The sequence below is a fragment of the Mycobacterium sp. MMS18-G62 genome (genome assembly GCF_053877835.1).
In genome coordinates, this window is the sequence record NZ_CM132662.1 from 840,439 (window position 1) to 860,201 (window position 19,763).

At 65.2% G+C, this 19,763-nt stretch carries 15 protein-coding genes; 11 read left to right on the forward strand and 4 right to left on the reverse strand.

From position 1 onward, the window contains the following. The first annotated feature begins 15 nt into the window (after positions 1-15). Together ACWW36_RS04095 and ACWW36_RS04100 are read left to right on the forward strand one after the other, a co-directional pair. The gene (locus tag ACWW36_RS04095; RefSeq protein WP_456140327.1) at positions 16-864 is read left to right on the forward strand and encodes an LLM class F420-dependent oxidoreductase; all 849 of its coding nucleotides are present in this window, start codon (positions 16-18) and stop codon (positions 862-864) included. A gap of 64 nt (positions 865-928) precedes the next feature. After that, on the forward strand, positions 929-1,771 hold the full coding sequence (locus tag ACWW36_RS04100; RefSeq protein WP_456140328.1) for an alpha/beta fold hydrolase: 843 nt from the start codon (positions 929-931) through the stop codon (positions 1,769-1,771). On the opposite strand, the gene ACWW36_RS04105 is transcribed toward ACWW36_RS04100, so the two are convergent. The 3 genes from ACWW36_RS04105 to sucC all read right to left on the reverse strand — a co-directional run bounded on the left by ACWW36_RS04105 (position 1,768) and on the right by sucC (position 5,498). After that, the gene (locus ACWW36_RS04105; RefSeq protein ID WP_456140329.1) at positions 1,768-3,294 is read right to left on the reverse strand and encodes an acetyl-CoA acetyltransferase; all 1,527 of its coding nucleotides are present in this window, start codon (positions 3,292-3,294) and stop codon (positions 1,768-1,770) included. The two genes, ACWW36_RS04100 and ACWW36_RS04105, sit on opposite strands and share 4 nt — an antisense overlap. Positions 3,295-3,409: 115 nt before the next feature. After that, on the reverse strand, positions 3,410-4,312 hold the full coding sequence (gene sucD, locus ACWW36_RS04110) for a succinate--CoA ligase subunit alpha (RefSeq protein WP_456140330.1): 903 nt from the start codon (positions 4,310-4,312) through the stop codon (positions 3,410-3,412). Positions 4,313-4,322: 10 nt separating this feature from the next. Continuing rightward, positions 4,323-5,498 carry an ADP-forming succinate--CoA ligase subunit beta gene (gene sucC / locus ACWW36_RS04115; protein WP_456140331.1) on the reverse strand — a complete coding sequence of 392 codons (1,176 nt, stop codon included), beginning with the start codon at positions 5,496-5,498 and terminating at the stop codon, positions 4,323-4,325. Positions 5,499-5,756: 258 nt separating this feature from the next. Here sucC and ACWW36_RS04120 point away from each other — a divergent pair, with 258 nt between their 5' ends. From ACWW36_RS04120 to ACWW36_RS04160, 9 genes are all read left to right on the forward strand, one after another. Continuing rightward, positions 5,757-6,830: a M23 family metallopeptidase gene (locus tag ACWW36_RS04120; RefSeq protein WP_456140332.1), complete on the forward strand. Its 1,074-nt coding sequence runs from the start codon at positions 5,757-5,759 to the stop codon at positions 6,828-6,830. A 2-nt stretch (positions 6,831-6,832) separates the two neighbouring features. Beyond that, on the forward strand, positions 6,833-7,432 hold the full coding sequence (locus ACWW36_RS04125; protein WP_456140333.1) for a hypothetical protein: 600 nt from the start codon (positions 6,833-6,835) through the stop codon (positions 7,430-7,432). Positions 7,433-7,552: 120 nt separating this feature from the next. Further along, complete coding sequence (locus tag ACWW36_RS04130; RefSeq protein ID WP_456140334.1) at positions 7,553-8,389, forward strand: AfsR/SARP family transcriptional regulator; 837 nt, start codon at positions 7,553-7,555, stop codon at positions 8,387-8,389. Positions 8,390-8,436: 47 nt separating this feature from the next. Further along, complete coding sequence (locus ACWW36_RS04135; protein ID WP_456140335.1) at positions 8,437-8,733, forward strand: hypothetical protein; 297 nt, start codon at positions 8,437-8,439, stop codon at positions 8,731-8,733. Continuing rightward, positions 8,730-9,485 carry a hypothetical protein gene (locus ACWW36_RS04140; RefSeq protein ID WP_456140336.1) on the forward strand — a complete coding sequence of 252 codons (756 nt, stop codon included), beginning with the start codon at positions 8,730-8,732 and terminating at the stop codon, positions 9,483-9,485. Before ACWW36_RS04135 ends, ACWW36_RS04140 begins: the two co-directional genes overlap by 4 nt. Next, complete coding sequence (locus tag ACWW36_RS04145; RefSeq protein WP_456140337.1) at positions 9,482-9,970, forward strand: hypothetical protein; 489 nt, start codon at positions 9,482-9,484, stop codon at positions 9,968-9,970. The genes ACWW36_RS04140 and ACWW36_RS04145 overlap by 4 nt, the downstream gene beginning before the upstream one ends. A 14-nt stretch (positions 9,971-9,984) precedes the next feature. Next, positions 9,985-10,548 (forward strand): hypothetical protein, encoded by a 564-nt coding sequence (locus ACWW36_RS04150; protein WP_456140338.1) that lies wholly within the window; start codon positions 9,985-9,987, stop codon positions 10,546-10,548. Between the two features lie 10 nt (positions 10,549-10,558). Further along, positions 10,559-10,936 carry a PASTA domain-containing protein gene (locus ACWW36_RS04155; RefSeq protein WP_456140339.1) on the forward strand — a complete coding sequence of 126 codons (378 nt, stop codon included), beginning with the start codon at positions 10,559-10,561 and terminating at the stop codon, positions 10,934-10,936. A gap of 5 nt (positions 10,937-10,941) precedes the next feature. Then, complete coding sequence (locus tag ACWW36_RS04160) at positions 10,942-17,382, forward strand: FAD-dependent oxidoreductase (protein ID WP_456140340.1); 6,441 nt, start codon at positions 10,942-10,944, stop codon at positions 17,380-17,382. Here the strand turns inward: ACWW36_RS04160 and pcrA are convergent. Next, positions 17,379-19,703, reverse strand: coding sequence for a DNA helicase PcrA (gene pcrA / locus ACWW36_RS04165; protein ID WP_456140341.1), 2,325 nt, complete (start codon positions 19,701-19,703; stop codon positions 17,379-17,381). The genes ACWW36_RS04160 and pcrA overlap by 4 nt on opposite strands. Positions 19,704-19,763: the final 60 nt, after the last annotated feature.

Sequence of the window (19,763 nt, forward strand, 5' to 3'; positions counted from 1 at the left end):
GTTCTAATTCTCGGCATGGACTACGGGCTTGTGCTTTTCACCAGCGACCGCGGCATCACGCCGGCGGCGGCGGCCAAACTAGCCGACGACCACGGCTTTGCCACCTTCTACGTGCCCGAGCACACCCACATCCCGATCAAGCGTCAGGCGGCACACCCGACGACGGGCGACGAATCACTGCCCGACGACCGCTACATGCGCACCCTGGATCCATGGGTCTCGCTCGGCACGGCCGCGGCGGTGACGTCGCGCGTGCGATTGTCGACGGCGGTGGCACTGCCGGTTGAGCACGACCCGATCACGCTGGCGAAGTCGATCGCGACGTTGGATCACCTCTCCGGCGGGCGGGTCAGCGTCGGCGTCGGATTCGGTTGGAACACAGACGAACTCGAAGACCACAACGTGCCGCCCGGCCGTCGGCGCACCATGCTTCGCGAGTACCTGGAAGCGATGCGGGCGTTGTGGACCGAGGAAGAGGCTTCCTACGACGGCGAGTTCGTGAATTTCGGCCCATCCTGGGCGTGGCCCAAGCCGGTGCAGTCGCATATCCCGGTGCTCGTCGGCGCGGCCGGCACGGAAAAGAACTTCAAGTGGATCGCCCGAAGTGCGGACGGGTGGATCACCACGCCCCGCGACTTCGACATCGACGAACCCGTCAAGCTGCTGCAAGACACGTGGGCGGCTGCGGGCCGCGACGGTGCGCCCCAAATCGTCGCGTTGGACTTCAAGCCGGATCCCGAGAAGCTGGCTCGATGGGCCGACCTTGGCGTGACGGAGGTGCTGTTCGGTCTGCCGGATCGCTCGGCCGACGACGTCGCGGCGTACGTCGAGCGGCTCGCCGGGAAGCTAGCCGCAGCGGTGTAGCACGACGTTGCCCTAACGTCGAGATTGCAGTCAGGGTTGTGACCAGTGCACTCCCGGGAGCGCGATGGAGCGAATGGTCCAGACGAACGGCGTCGAGCTGTGCACGGAGCCGTTCGGGGATCCAGGCGACCCGCCGATCTTGCTGGTGATGGGCACCGGCGCGTCGATGCTGTGGTGGGACGACGGTTTCTGCCGGATGCTCGCCGAGCGCGGACGGTTCGTGATTCGCTACGACCATCGCGACACCGGCCGATCGATCACCTGTGAGCCGGGACGCCCCGGATACACGAATGCGGACCTAGTCGCCGATGCGGCCGGAGTGATCGACGCATACGGCCTTTCGGCTGCGCACGTGGTCGGAGTTTCGGCGGGCGGCGCGATCGCGCAACTGCTTGCCATCGGCTTCCCTGACCGCGTGCGATCTCTCGTCCTGATCAGTACCTCTCTGGCACTGTCGGGCGGACCCGAACTCCCTTCGCCGACTGAGGATTTCACGCGGTTCGTGACAACGATGGAAGTTGACTGGTCCGACTCGGAGTCGGTGATCGAGTACTTGGTCGAATATTCGCGCGTGCTCGCGGGGGGCGTACGCCCGTTCGATGAGGAGCCGATGCGCGCGCTCATTCGCCGCGACGTCGAGCGAGCGCACAATTTCGCGGCGGCGCAGAACCACGACGTGTTGCCCGACGGCGAGCCGCCAACCGCGTCCCTGTCGTCGATCTCCGCGCCGACACTGGTCATCCATGGCAGTGCAGATCCGATGTTCCCGCCGCCGCACGGCGAAGCGCTGGCGGAGGCGATCCCCGGCGCAAAGCTGTTGCCGCTGCAGCGAGCCGGTCACGGAGTCGATCGCGCCGACTGGGCGATGATCGTCCGTGCGATCGTCGAGCACACCGCCGCCGTCTAGCCGAGCGCGGCCCGATTTCCGTTCTCGGTGGACCACACGCTGATCGCAGCGCCGAGCGGATCACCGTCGGACATCAGCGCCACCAGATCGTCGTCTTCGGTGGTGGCCATGAAGCGGCTGTTGTCGGCGTCGAGACGGCCGACGATGATCCCGGTCCGGATCGGCCAGTCGTAGCGCACCGAGTAGGTTTCGATTGTGGCGGGGCCGTCAGGATTTCGGGCCACAGGGACCTTTGGCAGGGCCGCGATCTGTGCCTTCAGTTCCTCGCTGCGGTCGGTCCGCCAGTCGACGGGCTCCGTGGAGTAGATGCCGACCGAGTACTTGCTCATGATGCCGCCGTTGGCGCCGACGAAGCCGAATCGCCCTGGCGCCTCGCGCATTTCGCTCACCGTTTCGGCGATTCCGTGCAGTGAGTAGCTGTTGCCGGGGCCGCCGAAGTACGGCAGTCCGCCGGTCAGCGTCAAGCCGCGTGGATCGCCACCGTCGATACCGAGCGCCTCGCAGATGACGAAAACGGGGAACGGGAAGCAGCTGTACAGATCGAAGGTGGCGATGTCATCGACCCCGATTCCGGCCACCCGCAACGCTTCTCGCGCGGCCATCACCGACGCCGGGCTGGCGCCCAGGTCGGCGCGGTCCAGTGTCGCCTGCTCGATCATGTCGGCGTGGCCGTGCACGTACACCCACTTCTGTTCGGGCACACCGAGCCGACGGGCCGCCTCGACCGACATCATGATCGCCGCCGCGCCCTGGTTGACCTGATCGCGTGCCACGAGAAGGCGGGGATACGGGTCACAGATCATCCGGTTGTCGTCGGTGACGGTGACGATCTCGTCGACCGACCGCTCCACCGGTGACGACGAAAATGGGTTCTTGGCAGCCACTTTCGAGAACGGGGCGAAGAGTTCGGCCATCGTCCGGCGATAGTCGGCCACGCTCAATCCGAGGCGCGCCCGACGGGCGTTCTCGAGCAGCCCGTACTGCACCGGAGCGCCCGTCAACCCGTGTTGGATCGTGTAATCGTCGATGTAGCTGAAGATCTGGTGACCGCGGTCCTCGAGCTGCCCGTCGACGTGCTCGGTGAAATCCGGCTTGTCATCGCGGTTGGCGAAGTATCGCGCGGTCGAGCCCGGCTCGGAGCCCATGATCATCACGACGTCGGCGTCGCCCGCCACGATGGTGTTGCCCGCCTCGGTGACGAGCTTTTGCGGGCTTTGTCCGCCCACGGGTTCAAGCACGACGCGGGCCGGGTCGCCGCCCAGCCGGTTCATCACCGAGCGCGGGTAATTGTTGGACTTGCCCAGCGTCGCAGGCATCGGCCCGGAGATCTCGAACTGCCGCAGCCCGTACACCGTGTCGATCGCCGCTGCGACCTTCGCCGTGGCCACGCCCGTATCGGCGAGCGCGGCGCGCGCGGCCTCGGTCGCCAGCTCCACCGCCGACATCCCCCGATATGAAGGATCGTCGATGCGTTCGGTGAACTGGCCGACGCCAACGACGACCGGGGTCCGCGGGTCGACCATTACAGACCTCCTGACGGGTGTTAATTCGAGAGACTAACCAAATTTGCCCAACAGACGCAAAAGTCCCCGACACGCCGGACGTGTGGGGACCTTTGCGTCTGCTCGCGCGAGCGAGCTACAGGCTCTGCAAGATCTCTCTGGCCAGGCGGGCGGTCTCCGACGGGGTCTTGCCGACCTTCACCCCGGCGGCCTCGAGGGCCTCCTTCTTGGCGGCGGCGGTTCCCGACGAGCCGGACACGATCGCGCCCGCATGGCCCATCGTCTTGCCCTCGGGGGCGGTGAAGCCCGCGACGTAACCGACGACCGGCTTGGAGACGTTGGCCTTGATGTAGTCGGCGGCACGTTCCTCGGCGTCGCCGCCGATCTCGCCGATCATCACGATGACCTTGGTGTCGGGATCCTTCTCGAACGCCTCGATGGCGTCGATGTGCGTCGTGCCGATGACGGGGTCACCGCCGATGCCGATCGACGTCGTGAAGCCGAAATCGCGCAGCTCGAACATCATCTGGTAGGTCAGCGTGCCCGACTTGGACACCAGCCCGATCGGACCCGGGCCGCTGATGTTGGCCGGCGTGATGCCAACCAGCGACTGACCGGGCGTGATGATGCCTGGGCAGTTCGGGCCGATGATGCGGGTCTTGTTGCCCTTCTCGACGTTGTAGGCCCACGCATATGCGCTGTCCTGCACCGGAATTCCCTCGGTGATGACCACAAGCAGCGGGATCTCTGCGTCGATCGCCTCGATGATCGCGTCCTTGGCGAACTTCGGCGGCACGAAGATGATCGACACGTCGGCGCCGGTCTTCTCGATCGCCTCGACGACGGTGCCGAACACCGGCAACTCGACGTCTTTGTCATTGACGTCCTTGTGCGACACCGTCGTTCCCGCCTTGCGCGCATTCACGCCGCCGACGATCTGGGTGCCTGCCTTCAGCATCCGCGCGGTGTGCGTGGTGGCCTCGCCGCCCGTGATGCCCTGGACGATGACCTTGTTGTCCTTCGTCAAAAAGATTGCCATGTCAGTCCTTTCAGGCCTTCGCAGCTTCGGCGGCCTTGGCGGCGGCGACGTCGGCGGCTTCGTCCATCGTCCCCACCTCCGTCACGAGTGGGTGGTTGGCTTCGGCCAGGATGCGACGGCCCTCGTCGACGTTGTTGCCGTCGAGCCGGACCACCAGCGGCTTGTTGGCCTCGTCGCCGAGGATCTGCAGCGCCTGGACGATGCCGTTGGCCACGGCGTCGCATGCGGTGATGCCGCCGAACACGTTGACGAAGACGCTTTTCACCTGCGGGTCATGCAGGATGACGTCGAGGCCCGCGGCCATCACCGCGGCCGATGCGCCGCCGCCGATGTCGAGGAAGTTGGCGGGCTTCACGCCGCCGTGCTTTTCGCCGGCGTAGGCGACGACATCGAGCGTGGACATCACCAGGCCCGCGCCGTTGCCGATGATGCCGACCTCACCGTCGAGCTTGACGTAGTTGAGGTCGTTCTCCTTGGCCTTGAGTTCGAGCGGATCGGTGGCATCGCGGTCCTCGAACTCCGCGTGGCCCGGCTGGCGGAAGTCAGCGTTGGCGTCCAGCGTGACCTTGCCGTCCAGCGCGAGGATCTGGTCATCCGGCGTGCGGACCAACGGGTTCACCTCGACCAGCGTGGCGTCCTCGGCGACGAAGACCTCCCACAGCTTCTGGATCGTCACCGCCGCGGCGTCGAGCACCTCGGCCGGCAGGTGGCCCTGCTCGGCGATGGAGCGTGCGAACGCCAGGTCGACGCCCTTGACGGCGTTGACGGGCACCTTGGCCAGCCGCTCGGGCTTGGTCGCGGCGACCTCTTCGATCTCCATGCCGCCCTCGACCGAGCACATCGCGAGGTAGGTGCGGTTGGCGCGGTCCAGCAGGAAGGAGATGTAGTACTCCTCCGCGATGTCGCTGGCCTCCGCGACCAACAGCTTCTTGACGATGTGCCCTTTGATGTCCAAACCGAGGATGTTCTGCGCGTGGGTGAACGCGTCCTCAGGGGTGGCCGCGTACTTCACGCCGCCGGCCTTGCCGCGGCCGCCGGCCTTCACCTGAGCCTTGACCATGACGGGCTTGCCGATTTCCTCGGCGATCGCCTTGGCGCCTTCAGCGGTGTCGGTTACGCGACCGGGCGTGGTTGGCACGTTGTGCTTGGCGAACAGCTCTTTCGCTTGGTATTCGAAGAGATCCATGGACTCACTGTCTGTTTACGTTGACGGTCAAGTTAATTCAAGGTTTGCGCCGAAAGGGCTGGGGGAACTTTATCCACACGCGTCGCGAGGATCTGCACCGCCTACCGGTCATGTGGCAGATCTCACCGCCGGGCCTCACGTGATACACGTCACAATCCCCGGCGGAATACCCGCTCGGGTTGCCACCAACATTGGGATTTGGTTAACGTGCCTCTGGTCTAGATCACGTTTCGGTCACGACTAGAAGGACTTTCCAGGTTGGCGCAGCACCGTTTGTCCAGATCTCCGCAAGGAGTCTCGACGAACAGTCGGCACCGCAGGATCGCCGTAGCGGCCCCGGAAGACGCCACCGAAATCACCGACATCATCCCGTTCAACGAGTTCGGTGACCTCGCTGACCTCGACTTTCGCGAGAACATGGCGTTCGACCGCGAATCGCAGGTCATCCGCGCGCCCGAGCTGGACGACCTGCATGACACCGACGATCTGATCCCGCTGCGGCTGGCGGTGCCGTCGGAGTTCCGGCCCGATGCGCGCGAAGAGCGCCGCTCGAATCATGCCTATCGCGACAGCCACACCGACGTCAGCGACGGTGTGGCCGCCACCGACATCATCGACATCTCCGGACGGCGAGGTCTGCACCGAAAGCAGGACGTACCCGTCAAGGGCCGCCTGATGGTCGCGGCGATGGCCGTCGGCGCCACCGCCGCCGGCGCGTACTCGATGACGCACGCCTCCGAGAAAGAGCCCGCCGAGACCGTGCTCGCCGCCGACCAGACCATGGGTGCGGGCGCCATCGCAGGCTCGGTGGACGGCATGCAGGTCGTCGCCGTCACCCCGGCGTCAGTTGAGACCGTGCACGCCGAGGAGATCACCAAGGCCGCCGCGTTCGCACAGGAGCGCGCTGAACGCGAGGCACGGCTGAACCGGCCGCTGTTCGTGATGCCGACGAAGGGCGTCTGGACGTCCGGCTTCGGCTACCGCTGGGGCGTTCTGCACGGCGGCATCGACATCGCCAACTCGATCGGCACGCCGATCGTCGCGGCGTCCGACGGTGTGGTCATCGACGCCGGCCCGACCGCGGGCTACGGCGCGTGGGTCAAGATCCGGCACAACGACGGCACCGTGACGCTGTACGGACACGTCAACACGTGGCTGGTCAGCAAGGGCGAGCGCGTGATGGCCGGTGACCAGATCGCCACCATCGGCAACCGCGGCAACTCGACCGGACCGCACTTGCACTTCGAGGTCTTGCTCAACGGCACCAACCGCGTCGACCCTGTTCCGTGGTTGGCGCAGCGGGGACTGTCCCCGGGCAACTACGTTGGCTAAGTGTGAGTGACGGCCCGTCCGACAAAGCCTTTTCCGAACCCGCTCCCGAACAACCGCGCATCCGGCGTCAGCCCGATGGACCCACCACGTCCGCGCCGCAACCCGCGCACTCCGAGCCGCAGACCTCGATCATCCGCAGGCATCCGACCGGCGAGATCCCGGTCGCCGATCCGCAAACGAATTACATCCCGCGGGCCACGCCTGTCGCCGTGGGGTCGTCGCGACCCAAGCCGGCGAACCCGAAAGCAGCGATCGCGACGGCGGTCGTCAGCATTTTTGCCGGCTGGGCGACGGCGGTCATTGCCACAGACCTGATCACCGGATGGTGGAAATCTGACCCGCTGTTCTGCGTTGCGATCGGCTTTCTGACGGCCGTGTCCGCTGCGGCCAGCATCAGCGGCCTGATCGCGCTGCTGCTGCGCCGCCGGATGGCCCGGCTGCTGATCGTGGTCGGGGCGGTCGTCGCACTGCTGATCTTCGCGGGCTTGTTCGTCGCCGGCGCGAAACTGTCACCCGTCGTCTATGCAATTCCCGCGCTGCCGGTGGTCACCATCCTGCTCGCACTGCTGCCGGCGACGGGACGCTGGGCCCGCGCGGGCTGACACAGCCCAAGACGCGCCGGACGAGCTCACGCTTGCCATCAACGCCGATGCCGCGCCGCTGTCGTTCACTCGAGAGTGCCCGCGGTCGAATTCAAGTAGTGCACTACTCAAGAATTCTGTATGGCCAGTGCCGACACTGAGGACAGCAGCGATCAATCCGGGGGGGCCGAGATGACGACAGCCTGCTGCGGCACAGACGATTTCACGCACACTGGAACGCATTTGAGCCTGATGGGTGGGTTTGCGCTCAGGGTGACCGGCAAACACCTCAGTCTGCCTCTGCATGCCCGCCGCGTGCTGGCCTACTTGTCTCTCGACAAGATGGTGGCACCCGACTGCGACCGCGGCATACTGGCCGACCGGCTGTGGGCCGATGCCTCCTATGAGCGTTCGCGCGCCAGTCTTCGCACCGCGCTGTGGCGGATACGCTGTGCAGCAACCGATCTCGTCACAGGGGACGCGAACCGACTGGCGCTGGGAGAGTCGGTGTCGGTGGACGTCCACCAATTCCGCAGACAGGCCGAGGATCTACTCAACGAGCAGTTGCCGTGGCACCGCGAGCACTCTGGGTTCATGGGCCGCACTGCCGAACTGCTTCCCGGCTGGGACGAGGATTGGCTGCTTCTCGCGCGAGAACAGCTTAGACAACTGCGTTTGCACGCGCTGGAAGCCAGCGCGGCACGCCTTCAAGCGGCGGGGCGCTACCCGGAGGCGATCGACATCATGCTTGCGGTCATAGCGGATGAACCCTTACGCGAGTCTGCGCACGCCGCTTTGATCGACGCTCATCTACGGCAGGGAAACCTGTGTGAGGCGCGCAGACAGTTCAGCACGATGGCCAGACTGCTATGGAACGAGTTAAGGGTAAGGCCCGCGCCCGAATTGGCACGCAAAGTCGGCCTCGAGCCGTTGCGGCAGCCGGCGCCGATTGCCGGCGAACGCCCAGTTGTGCGCTGACGAATCGTTGACGACATACAGACGCGTAGCCTTCACGCTGTCGACCCATGTCGGGCAAGACCAAAGCCATGGTCGTGCGAGCGTGGCGAGACCACGACAAGTTGCTGGTTCGGGTGTTGGAGACGAGTTCGTCCACAGTCGCTACCCGGGAATTCGTCTGTACGAGCATCGATGAGGCGTGCGCCGTCGTCTCCGCGCTGTTGCGGGAAGTGTGCGTCACCCCCGACCGCCATCACGCGTCGTTGACGCCAGCACACACGCTACTCGATACGGCGCCGGAGACGATCGGCGATACAAGCATCCCCGACAGTGGTTTCGAACGCGACCACATGGAGGAGCGATGACCGGTACAGAGACCTACTACCCGTCCCTTCGCGATGCTCTCGACGATCGCTTCGCCGCACTGTCCGACGCAGAAATCGACGAGGCCTTCGGGGCAGCATTCGGCGAAGGTGTCTCGGCGGCCGAATACGAGGAGTTCTTCAGTTCCCTCGGGAAGGCGCTGAAGAAGGCGGCACCGACGCTGGCCGCGTTTGGTAAGGGCGCGCTCAGCGGTGCCGCCGCCGGCAGCGCACTCGGACCGTTCGGCGCGCTCGGGGGTGCGCTCATCGGCGGCACGGGCGGCGCGCTCGCCAAGAGCGGCAGGGGCCCGCTGCGGGATATCGGCCGGGTCGCCGGTGGAGTTGTAGGCACCGCAGGCCAACTGCTTCCCGGCGGTGCGGCCGCAAACGTATTCCAGACCATATTGCAGCGTCCGGAGACCGCGAAGGCGTTATCCGCCGTGCTGTCCGGCCGCAATGTCGCGGTCCCCCTTGGCTCCTCGGGTATTTCGGTTCCAGCGAACGCGTTCGCCGGTCTGCTCGGCAGCCTCGCGAGGGAGTCCGTCGACAGCGAACCCGAATGGGCCGACAACGAGGAAGTCACTGATCCAGACATCGGACAAGAGCAGCTGCTTCAGCTTCTCGCCGCCATTCCACCCGAGTCGGACGAATCCGATGAGTTCGAGGCCGACTACGACGATGCCTACGACGACGCCGACGCACTCGACTCCGACGAGAGCTTCGAGTCGGACGAATTCTGGATGGAGAGGGTATGACGATGACAGTCGCAGAACCAATCACGAGTCTTCTGCAGCGTCACCTTGCCGGTGAGGACATCTCCGGACAGGTCGCCGAAATGGTCGGCGGCGATCCGCAACTCGCCGCCGTTGCGCAGATGCTCGCGGAGCGCCAGTCCGGGCTCGAATCACAGCTCGACGCCTATGAAGACGACGGCGCTGAAGAACCGGTCGTTACCGAAGCCCGGCAAGAGCGCGCCGAGGAATTGCGCGCGCAATGGGAACACTTGTCCGTCGAACTCGAACGACTGTGTACCACACTCGACGAGGTCGCCGCCGCACTCGGCGCCTGCCCCAGGTGCCTGGGTGCCGACGTTGAATGCGCGTTGTGCCACGGCCGAAGCGGACCCGGCACTCTGCCGCCAGATGCATTGAGTTTCAACCGAATTGTGCTGCCCGCGGTGCGCGCACATTCTTACAGTCGTTCGCGGAAGGTCCGCGATCGTGAGTGCACAACTACTTGAGAAAGGGGTGCCTGATGACCGTCACCGATTTGGACGAACTCGAGTCCCTACTGGATGACATCGATAGCGACGAAAGCGACGAGGCCTACCGGCGGCCGTTGCGGACACCGACGCGGCGGGGAAGTTTCCAGGCGCGCACGGGGCCGTCGCCCGCCAGCCAGGGCCAAGTGCAAGCCACCGCCCGTAGCCTCGACGCGAAGATCGAAACGCTGTCGAACGCGGTGAAGGCGTTGGAGTCTCGCACAAACGGCATTGCGTCGAGCCAGACGAAAACAACTGCCGCGCTTCGCAAAGAAACGATCGACCGGCGAAAGGGCCTGGACGGCACTCGGGCCGACCTGCAGCAGACCAAGATGCTCAGCGTCCTACTGCCGATGCTCACGCAGGAGACTGTCACCGTCAAGGACGGCGACAAGGAACTAGACGTGCTGACGGCGAGCAAGAACCAGTTCGCCACCATGCTGCCCCTGCTGTTCCTGATGACGCCGTCCTCCGGCGGTGACGCCGCGAAGTCACCGCTGGGCGACCCGATGATGCTGATCCTGCTGCTCATCGCCATGAAGCCGAAGACTTCGTAAGGGGGACGTCATGGCAACCGTCTTCAACATAGGTGGCTCGGGTAGCACAGCCCAGTCCGGCGACATCGCGGTTCCCGACGTTCTCGGGTGGGCGCGGACCAATGCCGAGAACGAGATCGCGGAACGGGGGCTGAAATCCGTCGTGATCCCGGTCGAGGGTGGCGAGGGTGACGAGATCGGCACCGTCTACGACCAGGATCCGCGCAAGCCCAAACTGGTCGCCAAGGATTCGACTGTCACGCTGTACGTCTACAAGGCGGCCGTGCCCGACGTGATCGTGGAGCGTTTCGACAAGGTGGACAAAGGCATCGAACAGATTCTCAAGAAGCTCGATGGCCTGTCCGGCGGGTCGACCACGCCTTCGCCCGGGGCAGAAACGAAGAAGTAGGTCCGGTGGATCCCGCGTTGCAGGAGCTGGCCCGCCCTGCCGCGGGCCCTCCGGAAGAACAGGTCTCCATCATCGTGCGGCTGCGCGACGCCGACCAAGCTCCTCCCGGCATGCACGTCGTTTCCAGGTTCGGAGACATCGTCACCGCTCGCGTTGCCCGCGAGTCGATTCAGGCGATATGGGAGGACAGCAGCACCGTCAGCGTCAAGGCGCCTCACCGCTATTCCGCAGAGGTCGAACCGCCAGATCCGTTGCGGGATCATGCCATCACCGAAACAGTACGCGGTTGCGCTTTGCCCGTCAGCGGTGACGGCGTTGTGGTCGGCCTTGTCGACTGGGGCTGGGACATCGCCCACCCGGACCTGCGCCGTCCGGACGGACAAACCCGCCTCATCGCGATGTGGGATCAGCGCGATCGCTATGGCGATCACCACGCCGGCCCCTACGGCTACGGCCGCATCATCGACGCCGCGGAGATCAATTCCGCCTTGGAGACCGAAAATCCTTACACCACACTGGACTACGACGTCGCCGACTTCGACCACGGACCTGGGGCCCACGGCAGCCACACGTCAAGCATTGTCGCCGGCCTGGCCGATAGTGCGCGCTTCGTATTTGTGAACATGGGCCGCGAGGCCGTCGACCAGCTACCGCTCGGGGATTCCTGCGAACTACTCGAGGCGCTGCACTACATCCATTCCGTTGCCGGCGACCGACCATGTGTGATCAACCTCAGTCTCGGGCGGCATGCCGGCGAGCACACCGGCCACACGCTGGTCGAGCTGGCGATGGACAGATTCCTCAGCGAGAACCCGGGCCGGGCCATCGTGCAGTCCTGCGGGAATTACTACGAACGGCACACGCACGAATCCTGGACGCTGCGTCAGGGCGAAACCCGGCATGTCTATGTCGACGTTGATCCCGCCGACACCAGTCTCAACGAGATCGATATCTGGTATCCGGGGTCCGATCGGTTGACCGTCGAGATCGCCACACCCGATGGCGAACTACAGGCATCCGCGGGACCGAATGCGACGGCCGAGATCGTCGATGAAACCGGTGTCGTCGGCCGTATCCACCACCGCCTCCATGACCCGAACAACGGCGACAACCAATGCAGCATCTTCATCGACCCCGCAGTGAAGGTGCCGCGGTGGGAGATCCGGCTCATCGGTGATGACGTAACAGACGGCCGGGTGCATGCCTGGATCGAGCGTGACACCGGCTGCTACCGATGCCAGTCGCGGTTTACCGCCGACAGCGCAGACCCGACAACCACGACGGGCAGCATCGCCAACGGGCGGTTGCCGATCGTGGTGGGCGCCTATGACCCGCATCTGGCGGGGCGCCCGCTCGGGCACTTCTCGAGTTCCGGACACACCCGCGATGGCCGTCAGAAACCCGACTGCGTGGCGCCGGGAGTGCTGATCGACGGCGCACGTTCTGGTGGAGGCCGCACGCGGATGTCGGGCACCAGCATGGCCGCACCCGCTGTCACCGCGACGGTCGCGTTGATGTTCGAAGCCGCGGGCCGACCCCTGCACATCGGCGAAACACGCGATGCGTTGCTTGGCTCCTGCCGAACCGCGAGCGACGGAATCGACCCTCTGCGAGCCGGTTTCGGCTATCTCGACATAGAACGTGCCGTTGCCGCAGTCTCCGCAGCACCTCCATCTGAAAGTGAGGCCGACGACGAAATGGACGAGACGGACACCAAGGTACTCACCTGCCCCCACTTCGCCAACGATCCTGACCTTGCCGACGTGCTCGCCGGCCGGCTGAGACTGGGCGCCCCCGGCACTTCGCCGTACCCCGCTCCTGTCCGCTCCGAAGGAGATGCGGTACGGAAGGTGCAGCGGGCGCTCGTCGACGCCGGCTATCCGCTACCGTCCGGTGTGGACGGCAAGTTCGGGCCCGAAACCGGCCGTGCGGTAGTGCAATTCAAGAAGGCTCACGGGATCACGCCCGACGACCCGGTGGTGGGCCCCAAGACCATTACTGCGCTCGACCGCGAGTGCGGCGCACCCACACCGACAGAGCCCGGAACGTTTCGCGTCTCCGCCTCGGGTCGTAACAGCGCGGCGATGGCCTACCAGGTGCCTCCGCGGACACCGATACCCGTGCGTGCGCTCTCCGAGGACGAGCCCTGTCCGAAGGAACTGCGGATCGCGGTCGTCGGTGGCGGGTTCGCAGGCCTCATGGCCGCATGGTCGCTGCAAGACGGCGGATTCAACGTCACGCTGTTCGAAGCCAGGGATCAACTCGGTGGCCGGGTTCGCACCGACCGGAAAGTGATCGCAGGCAAGATCGTCGAGGCGGGAGCCGAGCTGATCGGCGAGAACCACCCCACCTGGATCATGCTCGCCAAGAAGTTCAAACTCCAGCTCGAAAAGATCAGCACTGACGACGACTACGCCCGGCAGGGGCTGCGGACGCGGATAATCCTCGGCGGTCATGAGCTGACCGCTGCGGAGAAGAAGCAAGTCGACAAGGAGCTCAACCGCGTTCTGACGGTGATGGGCAACGAAGCCAAGACGGTGTCCGCGGTGGCGCCGTGGACCGCGAAATCGGCTGCGAAATGGGACAACATGTCGGTCGCCGATCGCTTCAACGAAGCGGACATGTTCGGCACCACCTCCAGCCTGGCTCGCAGCTATCTCGAGTTCACCATCGAGAACGACAACTGCGCGCCGGTGGCCAAGCACAGCTATCTCGCCCTTCTCGCGGCGGTCAGCGCAGGCCGGATGGGTAACGACATGCTGGGCTACTGGACGCACACCGAAACGCACCGCTGCGCCGGTGGCAACGACCAGATCGCCAGCCATCTGGCCAAGGGGGTCAAGGATATTCGGCTGAGCAGCCCTGTCGAGTCGATCACGCTCGGCACCGGCGCGACGCGGCTGACCTACCGGCAGGCCAGTGGCCAGCAACACGAAGCATTCGACTACGTCATCCTCGCCGGGCCGCCGATCACCTGGCCGCGTGTGCATTCCACGCCCGAGTTCGACGCCACCAAGTTCACCGTCTCGCATGGCCCGGCTGTGAAGTTCATCAGCACGTTCACCAACAAGTTCTGGGAGAAGCACAAGCTCGCGCCGGTAGCCAAATCCGACGCCGTCGGCAGCGTGTGGGAGGCGACGGATAAACAGAAGGGCACCAAGGGTTTCGGGCTCACCGTCTACGCCGGCGGCGGCTTCGTCCAGAACGAAGCCACCTACACCAAGCGGATGGACGGCCTCTACCCCGACTATCTGAAGAACCGGGTGGACAAGCTGATGGTCGACTGGCCGAACGAGCCCTTCATCAAGAGCGGGTATGCCGTCCCCGCCCAGGGGGAAGTCACCACCATCGTCAAGAACCTGAACGGGTCGTTCCGGGATCGGATCTACTTCGCCGGCGAGCAAGCATCGCCGGGGTTTTTCGGCTATATGGAGGGTGCACTGCAATCCGGGCTGCAAGCCGCCGGGCGCGTCGCCGTCGCGATCGCACGACGATGCGCGAAGGCCACCCTCCGCGGGCCGATGCCGCCGATAGCGGCCAGTGACGCCGCCGAGCTGTTCGACCGGATCAGCGCGGGAATGCCCGACGATCCGAGATTCCGCACGATCGCGGCCCCCAACCAACCGCTGAGTTGTCCACTGCACCAAGGCGATCTGGTCATCGCCAGAGGCCGTGGCAGCCCATTCACCAGCGTCGCCGTGGTCGCAGGTCCACACCTGCAGGCGCGCCGAAGCGGTGTTCCCGGGCTGTTCGTGCCCGTCATGGACCGGCCCGACGGTCATCGGGTGGCCGGCATGGACCGCGTGGTCCCTGCACATACCGTGGTGGTGCGCGCGCTGAGTGAGGCGACGCCAGACTCCTGCCCGGATCTCCCCGTCCCGCCGAGCCAACGACCGAAGTTCCTCAAGAGGCCGGTGATCCACCGGGCTGTTCGCGAGATCCAGCACAAGCTGAACGCGATGCATGGATATCTGGTCGCCAACGGTCAACCAGGGCTTGAGGACTGCCCCTTAGTGGTCGACTGCAATTTCGGCAAGCACACCGAGAAAGCCGTCAAAGCCTTCCAGCGCTTGGTGTTTCCCGGCCAGACCGACCATCACACCGGACTGGTCGGTGAGAAGACATGGGCACATCTCGATGCGATCGCGGTAGCACCCGACGGCGTCGCGCAGGTGACCGCGACCGGGTGCCGATTCGATGGACCTTCCGGCCCTCTTGCCTGGGATGATGTCATCGGGCATGGCGTCGCGGCGGTCGATATCGAGTGTGAGGCAAGCGGGATCCCGATTCCGATCATGCCGGCATCGGTCACCGTTGACGTCACGGCGCTGTCCCCCAACGGGGTTACCGGCCCGGCCGTTTCGACGAGTACGCGGATCACCCTCCACCAAGTGGCCAGCACCCAGGCCGTGACAACGGTCAGCTACCGCGCGCCCGCGGTCTCCCCCGCGCAACTGCCGATCACGAGCGGGGGCAACAACTCGGTGACCACGATAGGCCGGCCGGGTGCCTCCAGCGACGCGAAATTCCGCGCGGCTGTGGGTGGTCCGCTGCGCGGGTTCGCCACGCAGCCGCTGACACCAGGGACGCGAACGTCCAATGAGAGCCGACAGGAGCCCGATGCCGAAGCTCTGTTGAAGTCCGCGGGCGTCGAGGTGCTCAAGCTGGCGATGACAGCGGTGCCGCGCTGGAAGTTGCCGGCCCCGGTGTTTCGGCAGATCCGCAGGCCGGCCATATTCGTGTACTACGCCGGCCACGGACTGATGAAGTCCGGGAAGCTGGTGCTCAATACGTTGGGTGGCCCGTGCGGTTCGCATGGCAACTATGTCGACTGGGTCGGCCCTGCGGATCTGCTTCCGCACTGGCGCAACAACGACGGCCCCTCCGTGTTGATCATCGCCGGATGCTCGGTGTTGGTGAGCAAACACGCCAAGGCGTGGGCGGAACTACTGAAGTGCCGCAAGGGATCGCTCACGGCGATCCTCGGATATGCGGACGCGGCGCCGTGCGACGGCAGCGGCGGCGACAAGTTCGCCGACGAGATGGCCCGCCAGATCGCGAGCGGCTCAACGAATTACGTCAACGATTGGCTGACCATCAACGGCAGAGGGCACGGCTGGAACGCGGTGGGCATCGACTGCAAAGGGTATTGGTCGATCGACGAAGGCGTGTTCAAGGGACGCATGGGGTGGGACATCGTGGGGCCGGGCCCGATACCCGGGGAGGCGGCGGACGAGGAATCAATCACGCCCGCAGCCGCATTGGAGAGCCTGCGATTCGTCGGCGACCGGGAACTCGAGGCTGTCCTCGCAGGGACACTTCGGCTAGGAGCCAAGGGAACTGCGCCGTTCCCGGCACCGGTTCAGCATGAAGGACGGGCAATCGCCGCGGTGCAGCAGGCGCTGACGGACCTTGGCTACCCGGTCGGCCCGCGCGGCGTCGACGGAAAGTTCGGCCCGGATACCGGTGCGGCCGTGGTGAAGTTCAAGAAGGACTGGCACATTACACCGGGTGATCCGGTGATCGGCCGAGCCACCATCACCGCGCTGGACCGCGACATCTCCGCCCACGACCGGGGGTTGACACCGCCCCCACCGCCACCACCCCCGCCTCCGCCAGTGGACCGCTACGGCCGTCAGCCCGCAGCGGTGTCGATGATCCCGGCGGCACTGGCGACAGTCGCGACATTCCGGGCGAGCACGGCCGCCGGTCCGTGGGCACACTTGGACCGGGCCGGCGTCGCGACGGCGATCGCCGAACGCGTCAACAAACCCGACGGCGCCGAGCAGGGCGGAAACGGACTGTGCACCGTCGCCGCATTCGTCAACGTCTGGGCCCAGGACGCGCCGGCGGCGTATGCGGCGTTCGCCACGGCCCTGTTCGACCGCGGTGAAGCACTCCTGGCACCCAAGCAAAACTGGCCGCGGGGAATGCGGGTCGTCGCGAGCAAGGCGCTGCGGGACGCCAACTATCCGGAGATAGTCAAGCGCATGCGGGCGGACCAACGGCCGAACCAAGCGGACTGGATGGTCATGTCCGCCATCCGCGACCACACCAATCTGCTCTTCAAGTTCACAGGCGATCCGGACGACTGGCTCAGTAAAAGCCAGGGCGATAGCTCGACCCACAGCGAATTGACGGATTGGCTGCGCAGTGCCGGCGCGTGGTCCGGCGTGGTCGACGAATCGACCGTATACACCACGTCAAGCCTGGATCACGCCAAGAAGCTCGAACCCGACCGCAGTCGATGCATCCTGCACATCGGTACGGCCATGTTGCTCAACAAAACGGGGCGTCACAGTGCCGTGTTGCGCTCTCCGGTGATCGAGACATCATCCGGCATGATCGAATTCCGACTATGGACGTGGGCCGACACACAGGACGTTTCCGTCTCTAAGGAGAAGTTCGAGAAGAACTACTACGGCGCGACGAAGGCATTCCTCTAGAGCTTGGCCACCGGCGCGTGGTTGTGCATCAGCTTGACGCGACCCGAGCTGCCAAAGTCGATGAGCGACATGGCCGATTCGCCGACGCCGGACACTTCCTCCACGCGACCGAGCCCGTACTTGTCGTGGGTGACCCGGTCGCCCGGCTCCAGCACAAGCAGTGGGCGTTTACCGGCCGATGAACGCGTGGGCGACGGCCTTCGCATTTCAGGGGTGCCGAACCGGCCCGCCCCGCTGACAGGAGAGCTGAAGCCCGGTGTGGGGTCGGTGCGCCGCCAGTCGATCAGGTGTTGCGGGATCTCCTTGAGGAATCGCGACTCGGGATTGAGCATCGGTTGCCCCCATGACGAGCGCACCTTGGCCCGGCTGACGTAGAGCCGCTGCCGGGCTCTGGTGATGCCGACGTATGCCAGCCGCCGTTCCTCGGACAATTCGGTGGGATCGCCCAATGCCCGCATATGCGGGAACATCCCGTCCTCCCAGCCGGTCACGAACACCACGGGAAACTCCAGGCCCTTGGCGGTGTGCAGGGTCATCATCGTCACCACACCGGCGCCGTGCTCGGGCAGTTCGTCGGCATCGGCCACCAGCGAGACCCGCTCCAGGAACTTCGCCAGGACCCCCGTGTCGGGCACATCTTCGTCCGCGGGATCTACCTCGCCCAGTGCCTCGGCGTTGGCCAGGTCGGTGCTGAATTCGTGTGCGACGCTGACTAATTCGTTTAGGTTGTCCAGCCGCGCCAAATCTTGTGGGTCGCTGGAGGATTCGAGCTCCGAACGGTACCCGGTTCGGTCGAGTACGGCCTCGACGAGTTCACCCAGCTCCCCGTCGAGACGCCTGCGCAGATCATCCATCAGCTCGACGAAACTCGAAATGCACTTTTCCGAGCGGGTATTCAGCATCGGAACCTTGCCCTCGGCAGCCGCCTGCAGGGCATCGTTGAAGCTCAACCCGGTGTTCTCGGCGTACACCGCCACACACGCCTCGGCACGATCACCGATGCCGCGTCGCGGCGTGTTCAGGATGCGCCGCATGCTCACCGAGTCGCCGGGATTGTCGAGCACCCGCAGGTACGCCACGATGTCGCGGATCTCCTTGCGCTCGTAAAACCGGACGCCCCCAACGACTTTGTACGGAATGCCCGCCCTGATGAAGACCTCTTCCAGAGCACGCGACGAGTTGTTGGTGCGGTAGAAGACCGCGACGTCGTTGTAGGTGATCTCGCCCTTGTCGGCGAGCGCGTCGATCTCTTCGGCAACGAACCGGGCCTCGTCGTGCTCGTTGTCGGCGACATAGCCGACGATCAGCTCGCCTTCCCCCGCGTCGGTCCACAGCCGCTTCTCGCGGCGGCCGGCATTGCGAGAGATCACCGAGTTGGCTGCGTTCAAGATGTTCTGCGTCGACCGGTAGTTCTGCTCGAGCAGAATCGTTGTGGCGTTGGGGAAGTCGCGTTCGAAGTCCTCGATGTTGCGGATCGTCGCTCCGCGGAACGCATAGATCGACTGATCCGCGTCGCCGACCACACACAGTTCGGCGGGTGCGACGCCGTCCTCGGTCTCACGTCCGACCAGCTCTCGGACCAAGACGTACTGCGCGTGGTTGGTGTCCTGATACTCGTCGACCAGAATGTGCCGGAACCGCCGCCGGTAGTACTGCGCGATCTGCGGAAAGGCTTGCAGCACAGCGACTGTCTCACCGATCAGGTCATCGAAGTCAAGCGCGTTCGCCGCTCGCAGCCGACGCTGGTACTCCGCGAAGACCTCGGCGATGATTCGGGGCAAGTCCTCCATGGCGTTCGACGCGTCATAGGCCGCCTGCTCGGGACCGATCAGCTCGTTCTTCAGATTCGAAATCCCATTGGCCAGCAGCCGCGGCGAGTACCGCTTGGTGTCCAGCCCCATGTCCTTACCGATCATCAGCAGCAGCCGCCGCGAGTCGTCGGCGTCATAGATCGAGAAGTTGGAGTTCAGCCCCGGCAGCAGCGAGGCCTGGTTGCGCAGGATCCGGACGCAGGTGGAGTGGAACGTCGACACCCACATCGAGCGGGCACGCAGGCCCACCAGTTGCACCACGCGCTCGCGCATCTCCGCGGCGGCCTTGTTGGTGAAGGTGATGGCCAGCACCTGACCGACGCCGACGTCGCGGGCGGCCAGCAGGTAGGCGATGCGGCGGGTCAGCACCGCCGTCTTGCCCGACCCGGCACCGGCAACGATCAGCAACGGCGAGCCTTCATGCAGCACCGCCTGGCGCTGTTGGGGGTTGAGGCCCTCCAGTAATTCGTCGCTGGTCACAGGATCTAAGCCGGTCACGTGCACACTCATGTCGCAATCAAACTTACCGCTGAGCAGGGACACTTTTTGCCATGGCGCGGCTGTTGGTGG